Source organism: Massilia sp. TWP1-3-3 (assembly GCF_049897805.1).
Lineage (GTDB): Bacteria > Pseudomonadota > Gammaproteobacteria > Burkholderiales > Burkholderiaceae_D > Telluria_A.
Genome location: NZ_JAFCWX010000002.1, coordinates 16140 through 30809 on the forward strand (window position 1 = coordinate 16140; position 14670 = coordinate 30809).

Annotated in this window: 14 protein-coding genes and 4 tRNA genes; 2 read left to right on the forward strand and 16 right to left on the reverse strand. The window is 60.1% G+C overall.

The window, feature by feature from the left end; translation table 11 throughout:
* Positions 1 to 17: 17 nt before the first annotated feature.
* The 14 genes from rplL to ACP7D4_RS01830 all read right to left on the reverse strand — a co-directional run bounded on the left by rplL (position 18) and on the right by ACP7D4_RS01830 (position 10858).
* On the reverse strand, positions 18 to 386 hold the full coding sequence (gene rplL / locus ACP7D4_RS01765) for a 50S ribosomal protein L7/L12 (RefSeq protein ID WP_426207613.1): 369 nt from the start codon (positions 384 to 386) through the stop codon (positions 18 to 20).
* 61 nt (positions 387 to 447) lie between these two features.
* Positions 448 to 990 carry a 50S ribosomal protein L10 gene (gene rplJ, locus ACP7D4_RS01770; protein ID WP_426207614.1) on the reverse strand — a complete coding sequence of 181 codons (543 nt, stop codon included), beginning with the start codon at positions 988 to 990 and terminating at the stop codon, positions 448 to 450.
* Between the two features lie 285 nt (positions 991 to 1275).
* Positions 1276 to 1974, reverse strand: a complete 699-nt coding sequence (gene rplA, locus ACP7D4_RS01775; protein WP_426207615.1) for a 50S ribosomal protein L1 — start codon at positions 1972 to 1974, stop codon at positions 1276 to 1278.
* A complete protein-coding gene (rplK, locus tag ACP7D4_RS01780) occupies positions 1974 to 2405 on the reverse strand; it encodes a 50S ribosomal protein L11 (RefSeq protein WP_073223395.1) in 432 nt (143 codons plus the stop codon). Before rplK ends, rplA begins: the two co-directional genes overlap by 1 nt.
* Before the next feature lie 240 nt (positions 2406 to 2645).
* Positions 2646 to 3314, reverse strand: a complete 669-nt coding sequence (gene nusG / locus ACP7D4_RS01785) for a transcription termination/antitermination protein NusG (protein WP_426207616.1) — start codon at positions 3312 to 3314, stop codon at positions 2646 to 2648.
* A 1-nt stretch (position 3315) separates the two neighbouring features.
* Positions 3316 to 3702 carry a preprotein translocase subunit SecE gene (gene secE / locus ACP7D4_RS01790; protein ID WP_426207617.1) on the reverse strand — a complete coding sequence of 129 codons (387 nt, stop codon included), beginning with the start codon at positions 3700 to 3702 and terminating at the stop codon, positions 3316 to 3318.
* Between the two features lie 34 nt (positions 3703 to 3736).
* Positions 3737 to 3812 (reverse strand) — tRNA-Trp (locus tag ACP7D4_RS01795).
* A 111-nt stretch (positions 3813 to 3923) separates the two neighbouring features.
* On the reverse strand, positions 3924 to 5126 hold the full coding sequence (gene tuf / locus ACP7D4_RS01800; protein WP_426207618.1) for an elongation factor Tu: 1203 nt from the start codon (positions 5124 to 5126) through the stop codon (positions 3924 to 3926).
* 100 nt (positions 5127 to 5226) lie between these two features.
* A tRNA-Thr gene (locus ACP7D4_RS01805) sits at positions 5227 to 5301 on the reverse strand.
* Between the two features lie 43 nt (positions 5302 to 5344).
* Positions 5345 to 5418: transfer RNA gene (locus ACP7D4_RS01810), tRNA-Gly, on the reverse strand.
* Between the two features lie 57 nt (positions 5419 to 5475).
* Positions 5476 to 5560 (reverse strand) — tRNA-Tyr (locus ACP7D4_RS01815).
* A gap of 412 nt (positions 5561 to 5972) precedes the next feature.
* Complete coding sequence (locus ACP7D4_RS01820) at positions 5973 to 7490, reverse strand: HDOD domain-containing protein (protein WP_426207619.1); 1518 nt, start codon at positions 7488 to 7490, stop codon at positions 5973 to 5975.
* A gap of 21 nt (positions 7491 to 7511) precedes the next feature.
* Positions 7512 to 9143, reverse strand: a complete 1632-nt coding sequence (locus tag ACP7D4_RS01825) for a response regulator (RefSeq protein WP_426101604.1) — start codon at positions 9141 to 9143, stop codon at positions 7512 to 7514.
* Between the two features lie 131 nt (positions 9144 to 9274).
* Positions 9275 to 10858, reverse strand: a complete 1584-nt coding sequence (locus tag ACP7D4_RS01830; RefSeq protein WP_426101606.1) for a DUF3369 domain-containing protein — start codon at positions 10856 to 10858, stop codon at positions 9275 to 9277.
* 254 nt (positions 10859 to 11112) lie between these two features.
* On the opposite strand from ACP7D4_RS01830, the gene ACP7D4_RS01835 reads away from it, so the two are divergent.
* Positions 11113 to 11622 (forward strand): chemotaxis protein CheW, encoded by a 510-nt coding sequence (locus ACP7D4_RS01835; protein ID WP_426101608.1) that lies wholly within the window; start codon positions 11113 to 11115, stop codon positions 11620 to 11622.
* A 279-nt stretch (positions 11623 to 11901) separates the two neighbouring features.
* Here ACP7D4_RS01835 and ACP7D4_RS01840 read toward each other — a convergent pair whose 3' ends face one another.
* Complete coding sequence (locus tag ACP7D4_RS01840; protein ID WP_426207620.1) at positions 11902 to 12855, reverse strand: J domain-containing protein; 954 nt, start codon at positions 12853 to 12855, stop codon at positions 11902 to 11904.
* A 113-nt stretch (positions 12856 to 12968) separates the two neighbouring features.
* Here ACP7D4_RS01840 and ACP7D4_RS01845 point away from each other — a divergent pair, with 113 nt between their 5' ends.
* Complete coding sequence (locus ACP7D4_RS01845; protein ID WP_426207621.1) at positions 12969 to 13463, forward strand: GNAT family N-acetyltransferase; 495 nt, start codon at positions 12969 to 12971, stop codon at positions 13461 to 13463.
* 16 nt (positions 13464 to 13479) lie between these two features.
* On the opposite strand, the gene ACP7D4_RS01850 is transcribed toward ACP7D4_RS01845, so the two are convergent.
* The gene (locus ACP7D4_RS01850) at positions 13480 to 14646 is read right to left on the reverse strand and encodes a class I SAM-dependent methyltransferase (RefSeq protein WP_426207622.1); all 1167 of its coding nucleotides are present in this window, start codon (positions 14644 to 14646) and stop codon (positions 13480 to 13482) included.
* Between the last annotated feature and the right edge of the window lie 24 nt (positions 14647 to 14670).

Consider the following 14670-nt stretch of genomic DNA (forward strand, 5'->3'; position numbering starts at 1 on the left):
CCGCGCCAACAACTAAATTACTTAATTTCTGCTTTCGCGCCAGCGGCTTCCAGCTTGGCTTTGCCAGCTTCTGCATCCGCTTTCGTGATTGCTTCTTTAACGGTCTTAGGTGCGCCATCGACCAGGTCTTTAGCTTCTTTCAAGCCGAGGCCGGTGATTTCACGAACTGCTTTGATGACGCCGACTTTGTTCGCGCCGAAATCCGACAGGATCAGGTTGAATTCGGTCTGCTCTTCAACAACAGCGGCTGGGCCGGCTGCTGGGCCCGACGACATTGCTGCTGCCGACACGCCAAACTTTTCTTCGAATGCCTTGACCAGGTCGTTCAGGTCCATTACGGACATTTCGCCAACTGCTGCCAGGATGTCGTCTTTGCTGATTGCCATTTGAAACTCCTAATTATTTTGAATATAGATTGGTTTTGACTAAAAAAGATCAGCTGCGCTGTTAAGCGGCCGCTGGAGCTTCTTCTACTGCTGCTTCTTCGGCAACAGGAGCAGAACCTTCGCTCTTTTTCGCTGCAAGTGCAGCCAGACCACGTGCAAAGCTCGACACCGGCGACAACATCAGACCCAACAACTGGGCGATGAGTACTTCACGGCTAGGAATGCTTGCCAACGCGACAACAGCTGCTTTATCCAGCTTTTTGCCTGCGTAGTTACCTGCGGTGATGACCAGTTTGTCGTTGGTTTTAGCGAAGTCAGCGATGACTTTAGCTGCTGCAACGGCATCGTCCGAGATCGAATAGATCAACGGACCGGACATCGAATCGGCCAGGTTAGCAAACTGCGTACCTTCAACAGAGCGGCGTGCCAGCGTGTTCTTCAGAACACGCAGGTACACGCCCTGGGCGCGCGCTTTGGCACGAAGGTTCGTCAAGTGACCAACCTGGATGCCACGATATTCGGCGATAACGATCGTTTGCGCAGTTGCTACTTTTGCGGAAACTTCTTCGACTACTGCCTTTTTGTCATTCAGATTGAGACCCACGGTCAACCTCCTAAAATGATGCGCGGCGAATGCCTTGCATCGGTTCGAACAACGGCGTCCGACGTTTAGAAGTACAACTGGGCGGATGAATTCACGCAGCGGGACTAACAAAACATGTTCGGGTGCACCATCTGCGTTGGGTGGTCTATTAACCTCCAGCCTGCTTGATGCCATCGGCCCAACGGTCTTTGATTGTCTGGCCGGCAGTGGTTTACACCACCGGACCATCCCAAAGATTCGCCTCGATTTGCATCGAGGACTTAATTCTTGCAGCTCAGATGCTGATTAAGCAGCAGCCAGCGAAGTCTGATCAACGCGAACGCCAGCGCCCATCGTCGACGAAACGGCAACCTTGCGCAGGTAAACACCTTTCGACGTTGCTGGCTTGGCCTTGTTCAGCGCTTCGATCAGGGCAACCAGGTTGGCCTTCAGGTCAGCGTCAGCGAACGACTTGCGGCCGATCGTTGCGTGGATGATACCTGCCTTGTCGGTACGGTACTGCACCTGGCCGGCTTTCGCGTTTTTCACGGCGGTAGCGACGTCAGGAGTAACAGTGCCGACTTTCGGGTTAGGCATCAGGCCACGTGGCCCCAGGATCTGGCCCAGGGTACCGACGATACGCATGGTGTCTGGCGACGCGATGACGATGTCGAAAGGCATGTTGCCGGCTTTAACCATCTCAGCCAGGTCTTCCATGCCAACGATGTCGGCGCCGGCAGCTTTAGCCTGCTCCGCTTTTTCGCCGGTTGCAAATACTGCAACGCGAACGGTCTTGCCGGTGCCTGCTGGCAGAACGACGGAACCACGAACAACCTGATCCGACTTCTTAGGATCGACGCCCAACTGGATCGACACGTCGATCGACTCGTTGAACTTGGCGGTTGCGAATTCTTTAACCAGGGATACTGCATTGTCAAAGGCGTAGGACTTGTTACGGTCGACTTTTGCCTTGATTGCCTTGACGCGTTTGGAAAGCTTAGCCATTACACACCCTCTACCGTGATGCCGATCGAACGAGCGGAACCGGCGATGATGCGCACTGCGGCATCCATGTCGGCAGCGGTCAGATCCGGCTGTTTGATTTTTGCGATTTCTTCAGCTTGAGCGCGGGTCAGCTTGCCTACCTTGGTGGTATGTGGCGTTGGCGAACCTTTGGTGATGCCGGCAAATTTCTTGATCAGGTAAGTCGCTGGAGGCGTCTTCATCACGAAAGTGAAGGACTTGTCCGCGAACGCCGTGATCACGACTGGAATTGGCATACCTGGCTCTTGACCCTGGGTCTGGGCGTTGAACGCCTTGCAGAATTCCATGATGTTCAGGCCGCGCTGACCCAGTGCTGGGCCAATCGGTGGGGATGGGTTTGCTTTACCAGCTGGTACTTGCAGCTTGATAAAACCAATGATTTTCTTTGCCATGATGGCTCCTATCTTGGATGAGTAGTAGCGCCCCGCCGGTACAGCAATGGCAGGGCTCCTCTTATTGAATTCCGCTTTACAACTGCGGCGCCCCAATTACGCGCTTGACCAAATTAGCTACATCGTCCTCGCGTAGGCGGGGACCCATGGAACATCGGCACTGAGCAACCGTTCTATGGGTCCCCGCGTTCGCGAGGACGATGTGTGGGAGGCGCTACAAAACTACCGCGCCCTCACAACTTAAACTTTTTCTACCTGGCCGAACTCGAGTTCGACTGGCGTTGCACGACCGAAAATGGTGACCGAGACACGCACTTTAGATTTCTCGTAATTGACTTCTTCGACATTGCCGTTGAAATCGGTGAACGGACCATCCTTGATGCGTACCTGCTCGCCCACTTCGTACAGTACTTTCGGACGCGGCTTTTCTACGCCCTCTTGCATCTGCTGCATGATCTTGTCGATTTCGCGCGCTGGGATCGGCGTCGGCTTGTTCGACTTGCCACCAATAAAACCAGTGACCTTGCTCGTGTTCTTGACCAGGTGCCAGGTCTCGTCCGTCATTTCCATTTCAACCAGCACGTAGCCTGGGAAGAAACGACGTTCGGTGACCGACTTCTGGCCATTCTTCATTTCTACAACTTCTTCGACAGGAACCAAGATCTGGCCGAACTGCTCTTGCATGCCGGCGCGTTCGACGCGCTCGGTCAGTGCGCGCATGACGCTCTTTTCCATGCCGGAATAAGCGTGCACGACATACCAGCGCTTGTTGCTGACTGGTACGCTTACTGCTGGCGCCGCAGCTTCTGCTGCGAGTGCCGCTACTGCTTCTGCCGCGACTGCATCCGTCACTTCTTGCGCGGGGACGTCTTCACCCGGTGCCGCGTCATCCTGTACTATTTCGCTCATATTATTTCCAACCCAGGATCAAGTCGTACAACAGGAATTGAAGAACCTGATCCGTGCCCCACAAGAACAGCGCCATGACGGCAACGAAGGCAAACACGATCAAGGTGATCTGGCGCGCTTCCTTACCAGTAGGCCACACGACCTTCTTGGTTTCGCGAACGGATTCTTTGGCGAAGTTCAAGAAATCACGGCCAGTAGCGGAGCTCCACAAAAGCAGGACGGCAAAAACCAAACCAGCTACCAATGCGCCTGCGCACATGTAAGCTGGTTTATTCATGCCCTTCAGGTAGAAGAACCCGACGACGCCTGCGATCGCGGCAACGACTGCCAGTGCGATTTTGATCTTGTCGTTCGACGTGCTAACGGTTTGCACGGATTGATTAGACATACTTTTTTACTTTCGGTGCCCTGCACCAGAACGGTGGCAGGGACGGAGGGCATCGAACCCCCAACCTTCGGTTTTGGAGACCGACGCTCTGCCAATTGAGCTACGTCCCTACGTAAAACTTCAGCGGAATCAATTATTCTAGCACCAGACGCGCGTCCGGGCAAGCTTCGATTTCAAAGGGGAAGCACCCTTGCGGTGGCCTCCCCTGTTACTGCTAATACTTACTTGCCGGCTTCCGACAGGATCTTGGCAACAACGCCAGCACCTACCGTACGGCCACCTTCGCGGATTGCGAAGCGCAAGCCTTCTTCCATCGCGATCGGGTTGATCAGCTTGACAGTGATCGACACGTTATCGCCTGGCATAACCATTTCTTTGTCCGCTGGCAACTCGATCGAACCGGTCACGTCCGTTGTACGGAAGTAGAACTGTGGGCGATAGTTGTTGAAGAACGGGGTGTGACGGCCGCCTTCGTCTTTCGACAGGACGTAGATCTCACCGGTGAAGTGATTGTGCGGCTTGATCGAGTTTGGCTTGGCCAACACTTGACCGCGCTCCACATCTTCACGCTTGGTGCCGCGCAGCAGCAGACCAACGTTGTCGCCGGCCATACCCTGGTCGAGCAACTTGCGGAACATTTCCACGCCGGTGCAAGTGGTCTTGACGGTGTCTTTGATGCCGACGATTTCAATTTCTTCGCCGACTTTGACGATACCGCGCTCGATACGGCCGGTTACAACGGTACCGCGACCCGAGATCGAGAACACGTCTTCCACTGGCATCAGGAATGCGCCGTCGATGGCGCGCTCTGGCGTTGGGATGTAGTTGTCGAGTGCATCGGCCAAAGCCATGATCGCCACTTCACCCATTTCGCCGGTGTCGCCTTCGAGGGCCATACGTGCCGAACCCTTGATGATTGGCAGGTCGTCGCCTGGGAATTCGTACTTCGACAACAGCTCGCGCACTTCCATTTCAACCAGCTCCAGCAGCTCTGCGTCATCGACGAGGTCGCACTTGTTCAGGAACACGATGATGTATGGAACGCCAACTTGACGGGCCAGCAGGATGTGCTCGCGGGTCTGTGGCATCGGGCCGTCAGCTGCCGAGCACACCAGGATCGCGCCGTCCATCTGCGCTGCGCCGGTAATCATGTTCTTGATATAGTCGGCGTGGCCTGGGCAATCGACGTGAGCGTAGTGGCGGTTAGCCGTTTCGTACTCGACGTGGGCGGTGTTGATGGTGATACCGCGCGCTTTTTCTTCTGGTGCTGCATCGATCTGGTCGTAGGCTTTTGCTTCGCCGCCGAATTTCTTCGACAGGACGGTAGCGATTGCTGCGGTCAGGGTGGTCTTGCCGTGGTCGACGTGTCCGATGGTACCGACGTTAACGTGCGGCTTGGTCCGTTCGAATTTACCTTTTGCCATTTTAGACTCCTAACTATTTTTTAAATGATTTTCAGGCACGTCGCATGACGTTCCAGCCTGACTGTCTTTGAAAATACTGCCGACCAGTGATGCTAAATTCTGGTGCCCTTTACGTGGATTGAACACGTGGCCTCTCCCTTACCAAGGGAGTGCTCTACCACTGAGCTAAAAGGGCTAATTGTCTTGCGATGTTTGTGCTACGCGTTGCTCAAGAAGGCTGGAGCGGGTGAAGGGAATCGAACCCTCGTCGTAAGCTTGGAAGGCTTCTGCTCTACCATTGAGCTACACCCGCGAGGAAACTCTTCTTACTTAAAACTTTTTCACCGACTGCAACATTCCAACAACATCTTGGTGGAGGGGGCTGGATTCGAACCAGCGTACTCATAGAGAACAGATTTACAGTCTGTCGCCTTTAACCACTCGGCCACCCCTCCGCGAGGAACCGCAGAGTATGAAGCAAGCGCAAACTACTGTCAACTTTATTTGGCGGGTGTTTTGCGCAAATGCGTTGACGTCTTGCTTCGGGGCGTGATTGTAACTGGAGAGAGATAGGGAGTGCAAGGGGTGCGCGAGGAAATGTGAGCTTTGCGTTGAAGTTTTTTCCTGCCACATCGTCCTCGCACATGCGGGGACCCATAGAAAGGATGCCAATAGTTTTATTCGAATCAATGCAATTCAGTGATCAGCTCGAATTTAGAGAACTGCGGCTCGTCGGTTCCATGGGTCCCCGCGTACGCGAGGACGATGTGGTTTTGGTTTTCGAGTTGCCAAGTGTGGCGATCGTTTGCGCAGCCAGAAGGTCGCGAAACGTTTTGCTACACCCTCGCACGCGGGGGCGTCGCCGGACTACGGCGTCAGCGCGACCAATATCTGCCCCTTGAGCGCTTTGATCAGCGACGTCTCGTCCGGCGGCACACCCTCCGGCGCAATCGCCTTGCGGTCCGCATAGAACAATCCCAACTGCACCTTCCCCACCACCAGCGGCAACACGATAAAGCTGCGCGCGTCAGGCAGCAGCGCGCGATGCCATTCCGGCAGCAAATCGCGGATCTTGACCGAAGAGGTATCCGCAATCATCAAATCGGCATCATTTTCCATCGCCAGGTGAAACAGATCGCGCGATGACGCCACCGGGAACGCAAAGCCCGCCATCAATTTTTGCTGGTCGTCCCCGAACGCCAGCCGCGCCCGGTACTGCCCGCTGCGCGCATCCTTCAGGCACACCGTCGCGAACCGGAAACCCATGCTGCGGTACAAGGTCTCCAGCACCGCCAGGATCAGCTCATTGACCTTGCCGCTGCCCGACGCCCGCATCTGCGTCACATCCTGTACCCCGGCCAGCAGCAGGTCGCGCGCATTCATCGGTTTGCCGCTGGGGTGGCAGGCACCGGCATCGAGTTCGTCATGGCCCATGGTGGCCAAAAACAGCACGTCCGGCAAGCCCTCCTGCACCGCCTCGGCCAGCTTGGGCTGCGGCTGCATGTTCATGCTTTGCAGCAGTTGTGTCATTTCGCCCTGCACGGTATCGAACAGCGCGCCCATCTGCTCGGCGTCCAGATTGAGCGCGGCCCCGTAGCGCTGCTGCAGCGCGCGCGCCTCGTGACTGCGATGGGGATCGGCCGAGCGGCCCAGCAGACGCGCCACTTCCATGCCGAACGAGGCCACCTGGCGCATCCATTCGCCGCGGTTGGCCGCCCCTTTTTGCACCCCGGCCGGCAACGGCGCCACCGCGCGCACGATCACATCGGGAATTTTCCACTCGGCCATGACGGCCTGCGACAAGGTGTCGTAGCTGCAGCCAAGGATCATTTGCGAAGCTTGCGCAAGGTTGTGCTCGCCACCCACCAGCAGCGCATTGATTTCCCGATAGCGGTCATGTTCGTGCGAGGCTACCAGCAGCGGACCCAGGTTCATGAACAAGGCCGCAATCGACGCTTCCTCGGCGCCCTGGTAAGGGCTGTGGCGCGCCATTTCGCGCCCCACAAGGCTGGCGCACAGCGCGCCTTCCAGCTCCACGCGCACGCTTTGCGCGTGGGCGCTGTTCGACAGCGCGTCCACCAGCAGCATGGCCAGCGCGGTGGTCTTGACGTTGTCAAAGCCGAGCAAGGAAATGGCGCGCGAAATGGTGGTGACGTTGGTGCCCGACGCCGTGCGGTAGGTGGCCGTGTTTGACAGGCGCAAGATGCGCTGCGTGAGCGCGGCGTCCGACAGCACGTAATAGGCAAGCTCGTGCGTGCCCTGGTCGTCCGACGAGGCCATCTGCACCACTTGCGCGACCGAGGTGCCCAGTGCAAACATGGCCTCGTCGCCGCACACCTTGCTCATCAGGGATGCGCGCACCTTGCGCGTTTCGTTGCTCGCCATGCTCGCTCTTGATCCGGACCGCTACGCCTTTTTGGCGCGCGTACCCTTGTCGTATTTTTTCAGGATCTGCTGATGCAGGCCGGCCAGCGCGGGCAGCTTGGGGTTGACCGGGTCAAGCCGGCGCACGGTCTCGATGAGCGTGAGCGCGTAGTTTCCCATGCGTTCTTCCCAGCCCATGTTTTCCAGGCACTTGAGCACGGCAACGGCCGCGTTGAACACCACTTGCGGATTATCCGGCAGCTTGTTGACGGCCTCGACCATGAGCGCGACGGCGCCGCGGTAGTCCCCTTCCTTGGCTTTGACCGCGCCGGCGGCCACCAGTTCCACCACGGCCTGGCGGCTTTCCTGGGCAATGGCGCTGGCCAGTTCGCCGCGCCCGGCTTTTTCAAACACGCCCATCGCTTTCGTCATGGCCGCGTTATTCGGCGCGTTGCGCATCACGTCGCGCATGACGTCGGAAGCGCCCTCCTCCATATTGTTTTGCAGGCAGTTGCGCGCCAGCTCCATCTTGACGTCCGACGACAAGCCTTGGCTATCCTTGCAGGCGGCCAGGGCACTGGCCAGCGACTCGGCCAGGCGCACATCGTTGCCCGTGTATTCATGCACCATGGCCGACGAAATGGCGCTGCACACGTCCGTATTTTTCTGTCCGCCCATTGATTTGTCGAGGTCGCGAATCACGGCGGCCGCCTGCACCGGATCGCCTTTTTTTACCAGCGTCTGCACCAGCTTGACGTGGTCTTCCGGATCGCGAAATTCCGAATACTTGGCCTTGCTCACTACCTGCTTGAGCACGCGTTCGGCCGTCTCGGTGTCGCCCATTTCCAGCGCCACTTCGCCCAGCTTGCGCAGGCGGCGCACCGCGTGCGGCGACACCGCCACCGCTTCCGTCAGCGTGGCCTGCGACTTTTCCAGTTCGCCTACCGCGGCGTGGGTCTTGGCCAGCCAGTCGTAGGCGTCGACAAATTTCTTGTTGTTTTCAAGCAGCGCTTCGAGGATCGCCTGCGCCTCGGTAAAGCGCTCGCGCATGAACAGCGTCTTGGCTACGCCAAGGCGCGCCCAGCCGATCTGCTTGGCGTCGAACAATTGCTGATAGATGGGTTCGGCTTCCGCCGGCTCCCCCAGCAACATGTGCAATTCCGCGCGCAGGCGCATGAAGTCGATCGCGTAGCGGGGATGGGCCTTGATGCCGGCCAGACAGGCGGCGATTGCGTCGCGCTGGTTGCCTACTTCCATGAACTGGAACACGGGCATGAAAGCGTTGCGCTTGTCGAGCGCGCGCGCGATCCGCTCGAGCAAGCGGTCGGCCGTGAACGGCTTGAGGATGTAGTCGGTCGGCGTCAGCTCGGCCGCGCTGGTCACCTTGCCGGCGTTGCCTTCGGCCGTCACCATGAAAAACATGGTCGACAAGGCAATCAGCTTGTGGTGGCGCATGTCTTCGAGCAACTGCTGGCCATCCTGGCCGCCGTCCAGATCGTACTCGCACAAAATCAGGTCGAAGCTCCTGGTCGTGACCAGCTTGACGGCGGCGTTGGAGCCGCCCGCATGTTCGATCTTGGTCAGGCCGCACAAATTGAGCATGTTGTGGATGCTCGCGCGCATCCCCTGGTGCGGCTCGATAATCAGTGCGGACAATCCGTCGAGTTCGTTCATTTCTGGGTTCCAGTCAAGCTGCTTCGTCTCCTCAGCATATTACGCCAGAGGAACAAAAAAGGGCGTTTTCCACTCGCGAAAGCCGAAACGAATGGCGGCTTTGCCCCTTTCGATGCTGGAATGCGACAGCGCTAGTCGCCTTCGGCGGGCGCTAGCGGATGGCGCTCGATGACGTCGAGCAGCGCGTCGACCACATCCGGGTCGAACTGGGTGCCGCGCCGCTCGCGGATGTACACCACAACGTCGCTGTATGGCCACGGTTCCTTGTACGGACGGCGGTGCAGCAGCGCGTCGAACACGTCGACGATGGCGACAATGCGCGCGCACAGCGGAATGGCGCGCCCGCTGAGCCCATTCGGGTAGCCGGCGCCGTCAAAGTGTTCGTGGTGGCCGCCTGCGATCAGCGCGCCGTAGGTCAGGTAGCTCACGCCGTCGACCATCCTGGCGGCGCGCTCGAGGATGGCGCGCCCGATTTGCGCGTGGGTCTGCATCACGCGCCGCTCCTCGGCGTTGTGGGCGGCCGGCTTGAGCAGCACCTGGTCGGGCGTGGACACCTTGCCCACGTCGTGCAAGATGCTGGCCAGGCCGATCATTTCCAGCAGCTGGGGCGTCAGTTCCGGGTCTTGCACGCCGCGCTCCTTCATACGCTCGGCGATTTGGGAGGTCAGGTTCTGCACCCGGCGCACATGGCCGCCGGTGCCATGGTCGCGAAACTCGGCCAGGTCGGCCAGCGCCACCACGGTCGCTTCCTGCGCCTTGCGCAGCTGGCCGAACATGTACAGGTTGTCGAAAGCGGCGGCGATGCGTTCGCAAAATACCTCAAGCAAGTCGCGCTGGATGGCGGCCAGCGGCCACGGCGGCGTGACCGAAATGCACAGCTCGCGCGCTTCCAGCGTGTGGATGAACAGCACGTTGGCGGGATGCTCGAACTGGCTGTGTTTTTCGGCGAAGGCCTTGTGAATGGCCGGCAGCAGCGGATGGTCGGGCGGCATGGTCTCGTTCTCGGCCAGCGGCGCGTAATTGCCGGTGGCCGCCACCACCGTGGGCGCGCCGGCGTCGGCCGACATCACGCACAGCACGCCGTCGGCGCCCACGTCGAGAATCGCGCTGACCTGGTTCAGCACGCCCGAGGCGAATTCGCGCAGCGAATGGATCTGGTACAGATTGGTGGCGCCAGCCAGGATCTTGCCCAGGCCGATGCGGCTGCGCTCAAGCATCATCAAGCTCTCGTAGGCGCGCAGCGCCGAGATTACCGTGGTGAACAGCTTTTGCGTGGTCAGCTCGGTCTTGGCCTTGTAGTCGTTGATGTCGTATTCGATGATCACGCGCTGCTCGGGCGCCTGGCCGGGCTGGCCGGTACGCAGCACCACGCGCACGATCTGGTTCGACAATTCTTCGCGGATGCGGCGCGCCAGGATCAGGCCGGCGTCGTCGGTTTCCATCACCACGTCGAGCAGCACCAGCGCGATGTCGGGCGTATCGCGCAGGATCTGGAAGCCTTGCGCCCCGCTGTAGGCCGAAAACAGCTCCAGCTCGCGGCCCTTGAAACTGACGTTGCGCAGCGCCAGCCGGGTGACGGCGTGCACGTCGACGTCGTCGTCAACGATCAGCACGCGCCACAGGCGCTGGTCGATGGCAGCCTGGGCGGCGCCCTCGGCTTCGTCATCTTCGTCAAGCAGCCAGTTGTCGTCGGCGTCTGCGCTCTGGTCGGTCATACGGGCTCCTCAAAGGGGCGGTGGGCGCGATGCGGATAAGGCGTTTCCTGCGGGCCTGTGGCGCCGACAGCAGCGGCACCGTCAATTAACCATTTTTTATTATAAACAAAGTAGCAACCAAGTCCAGCCTCGGTCATTCTTATTTTGCAAGACGGCAACAGTGTTACTCGTAATTGCTCACGGACTCTGCTACGCTTGACCGGTAAGGCTGGACGGCCCGCGCCGCCTTGCATTAATCATAAGGAAGCACTGCCATGAGCTACACCCAATCGTCCAACACGTCCGCCCATGCCGGCGCCGGCAAGGAAGCGGCCGGGCGCGAATTTCTGGCCTTCACGCTCGGCTCCGAAGAATACGGCATCGACATTTTGAAGGTGCAGGAAATCCGCGGCTACGAAGCGGTCACCCGCATTGCCAACGCGCCGGAATTCATCAAGGGCGTGATCAACCTGCGCGGCATTATTATCCCCGTCATCGACATGCGGATCAAGTTCAACCTGGGCACGCCCGTGTATGACCAGTTCACCGTGGTCATCATCCTCAATATTGGCGGGCGCATCATGGGGATGGTGGTCGACAGCGTGTCCGACGTCACCACGCTCACGCCGGACCAGATCAAGCCGGCGCCGGAGATGGGAGCCGCGTTCAATTCGGACTACATGATCGGGCTGGGGACGATCGATGAGCGGATGCTCATTTTGGTGGACATTGACAAGCTGATGTCGTCGGGCGAGATGGGGCTGATCGAGAATTTGAATACCTGACGGCGGCGCATGGCGATCAGCGATACATGTAGGGCGGAAAAGCGCAGCGCATTCCGCCATGAGCCGCCAATAACATCGTGAGCGGGATCGGTCAATGGAAAATTTGAATAGGTAGTGGCGGCTCATGGCGGAATGCGGGCTAGCCCTTTTCCGCCCTACGGTCAGCGGTCAGCGGTCAGCGGTCAGCGGTCAGCGGTCAGCGGTCAGCGGTCAGCGGTCAGCGATACATGTAGGGCGGAAAAGCGCATGCGCATTCCGCCAAGAGCCGCCAATACCCCCTCAAGGCTCCGCCCGCACCACCGCTGGCGCCCTGCGCACCAAGCACTCCTCCTTGCTGCCCCCAACCGCGATATTCTGATAGCGCACCTCATACCTGCCCGCCGCCAGGTTCTCCACCGTCATGCTCTGGTTCGCCAGCACAAACACGTGCCGCACATTCGAGCGCCGCTCCAGGTCATACACCTTCACCAGCACGGGCGAGGAATTGGCCCCATTGTCGAGCACAATCTGCATCTCCTTGCCCTGGTTCCCCACCGGGAAGCCGTCCACATAACCCGACTGCGCCGGCCATGCCTCGCCATTGGGCGAGGCCAGCATGGTCAATGCCATGTCGCAGTCGGGCGCGCGCTTGGGGATCACCAGCTCGGTGATGCCCAGCGTCAGGACCTCGGGCGAACGGGCCGCGTCAGGCACCGGCGCCTGGCTCACGGCCCAGCCATCGTGCAGCGGGTCGTCAACCGGCACCACCGGCGGCGGCGCCACGGCGGCCACGCTGACCACCGGCGCCAGTGTCGGCACCGGCGCCACTTTCAATTGGATCATCAGCAACACCCCCGCCGCACAGCCAAGCGCCAGGCACAGCGCCAGCGACAGCCACCAGAGCGGATTGCGCCGCAGGCGCGGCGTGACGGCGTCGTCGATCAGTTCCGGGCGCCACTGGCCCCCCTCGCCGTGCGCGAGCTCGCGCCCGTCGTCGGCGCGGGTGCTTTCCAGCCAGTCGATTTCCCATTCCTCGGCCGCGATCCACTCGTCGTGTTCATGACGCCGCACCGGGTCGGCCAGCGTACCGTAGGCGCTGTTGAGGATCGCCATGATGCGCGCGGCCTTCTCGTCGTGCGGGTTCTTGTCCGGATGGTACTTCTGGCTCAGCGCCTTGTAGGCCGCGCGAATGACTTCCTGCGGCGCCTTGCGCGACACTTTCAGGTTGTCATAGTGCGTGTGGATTCGAGCCATGGATGGGCAATGCGGACGTTTTGTTGGCTTCATGATAGCCGATACCACACCGGCGCTCGCCAGGCGACGCACCGGCATTTGCCCGAGCCCGCCATCAAGGCCATACTGCGCAGATGGATACGATCAATTTGCGCCCCTATGCTCCCGCCGATGCCGCGGCAATCAATGCCCTCGCCGTGAGCGCATTTGCCCAATTTGAATCTGCATATTCCGACTGGCCCGGTTTCAACAACAAGATCGGCGCCATGTCGGCCTTGTCGGCGCACGGCGAAATCATCATTGCCGAGCGCAACGCGCAGTTGGTCGGCGCGGTCGCGTACATCGGGCCGCACCAGATCAAGAGCGCGTTTTTCGATCCGGCCTGGCCGATCATGCGCATGCTGGTGGTGGCGCCCGAGGCACGCGGCCTGGGCGTTGGCCGGGCGCTGGCGCACGCCTGCATCGACTGCGCCAGGCGCGACCAGGCGCCCGTGTTTGCGCTGCACACCAGCGCCCTGATGTCCGTTGCGCTGCTGATGTACCAGCGCATGGGTTTCACGTGGCATGCGGATGCGCCCGACATTCACGGCGTCGCTTACAGCATCTACCTGAAGCGTCTCGCCCCGTAAGCGGTAAGCGCGCCGCCTACAGGCGGTGGGTGCGATCGGCCGCCATCACGGCCGCAGGCAAAGTCACGCCATGCCCGACGACGAGCACCTTGAACAGCTCGCCCATTTCGGCCGGCGACACCAGCATTTGCACGGCGCTCGCCTGCGGCAGGTAGCGCTTGGGGTCGGCCGGATCGAGCTTGAGCAGCAGCTCGCCAATGCCCGCCGCCAGCAGGAACGACGCCTGGTTCATGTAGGCCAGCACGTCGGCCCCGGCGTCCTGCGCCGCCAGCGCCATGGCGGTAAAGTCGACGTGGGCAGTGATGTCCTGCAGCCCCGGCAGGTAAAACGGTTCGGGATGCGAATGATGGCGGTAGTGGCACATCAGCGTGCCGCCGATGCGCTGGTCGAGATAGTACTCGTGCGCCGGAAAGCCGTAGTCGACCAGGATCGCCGCGCCCTTGCCCGCCGCCAGCATGCGCGCGAGCGTGGCCATGAAGCCGCAGCCAACGGCATGCACTTCGGTCAGATAGCCTTCGATCAAGGATTCGCCATCGGGAATCTGGGTCTGGATGCGCTGCTGCAGCTGCGCATCGGGTGCGCGCGGCGTAAAGGCAAAGGCCCCGTCTTCGACCGTCACGTACAGTTCGCGCCAGCCGTCGGCGTCCTTGCGCACCAGTTGCACCGGCATGGCGTCGAGCACCTCGTTGGCCAGCACCACGCCGCTGAACGCGGCCGGAAAGTCGTCCAGCCACGTCACCTGCGGAAAATCTCGGAGTGCTTCCTGCTGGCGCGCGCGCAGTTCGCCCGACAGTTCGATGATGGCGTAACTGTCGATCCGCACGCCCTGCTGCGCCATGGCGGTCAGCACGTCGCGCGCCAGTTTCCCGGTGCCGGCCCCGAATTCAAGGATATTGGGTGAACTTTGGGCGATAATAGGGGCTGCAACCTGGGCGAGCGCGGCGCCGAACAGGGATGATATCTCCGGCGCGGTTGTAAAATCGCCATCCTTGCCCAGCTTGGCGGCGCCACCGCTGTAGTAGCCCAGCTTGGGCGCGTACAGCGCCAGTTCCATGAAGCGGGAAAACGGGATCGCGCCGCCCATGGGACCATCGTGCTGCGCAATTTCGGCGGCAATCTGGTGCTGCAGGGCGTGGGACGCGGCCAGCGCGTCGCTATCGGGGACGGGTAAGGTTAAGGACATTTCGGCATTGTAGCCACAACGGGA

Bases quoted from the DNA above. Each gene is read 5' to 3' on its own strand.
- rplL (WP_426207613.1), bottom strand. From the start codon at position 386: ATGGCAATCAGCAAAGACGACATCCTGGCAGCAGTTGGCGAAATGTCC.
- rplA (WP_426207615.1), bottom strand. From the start codon at position 1,974: ATGGCTAAGCTTTCCAAACGCGTCAAGGCAATCAAGGCAAAAGTCGAC.
- rplK (WP_073223395.1), bottom strand. From the start codon at position 2,405: ATGGCAAAGAAAATCATTGGTTTTATCAAGCTGCAAGTACCAGCTGGT.
- nusG (WP_426207616.1), bottom strand. From the start codon at position 3,314: ATGAGCGAAATAGTACAGGATGACGCGGCACCGGGTGAAGACGTCCCC.
- secE (WP_426207617.1), bottom strand. From the start codon at position 3,702: ATGTCTAATCAATCCGTGCAAACCGTTAGCACGTCGAACGACAAGATC.
- tuf (WP_426207618.1), bottom strand. From the start codon at position 5,126: ATGGCAAAAGGTAAATTCGAACGGACCAAGCCGCACGTTAACGTCGGT.
- ACP7D4_RS01820 (WP_426207619.1), bottom strand. From the start codon at position 7,490: ATGGCGAGCAACGAAACGCGCAAGGTGCGCGCATCCCTGATGAGCAAG.
- ACP7D4_RS01825 (WP_426101604.1), bottom strand. From the start codon at position 9,143: ATGAACGAACTCGACGGATTGTCCGCACTGATTATCGAGCCGCACCAG.
- ACP7D4_RS01830 (WP_426101606.1), bottom strand. From the start codon at position 10,858: ATGACCGACCAGAGCGCAGACGCCGACGACAACTGGCTGCTTGACGAA.
- ACP7D4_RS01835 (WP_426101608.1), top strand. From the start codon at position 11,113: ATGAGCTACACCCAATCGTCCAACACGTCCGCCCATGCCGGCGCCGGC.
- ACP7D4_RS01840 (WP_426207620.1), bottom strand. From the start codon at position 12,855: ATGGCTCGAATCCACACGCACTATGACAACCTGAAAGTGTCGCGCAAG.
- ACP7D4_RS01845 (WP_426207621.1), top strand. From the start codon at position 12,969: ATGGATACGATCAATTTGCGCCCCTATGCTCCCGCCGATGCCGCGGCA.
- ACP7D4_RS01850 (WP_426207622.1), bottom strand. From the start codon at position 14,646: ATGTCCTTAACCTTACCCGTCCCCGATAGCGACGCGCTGGCCGCGTCC.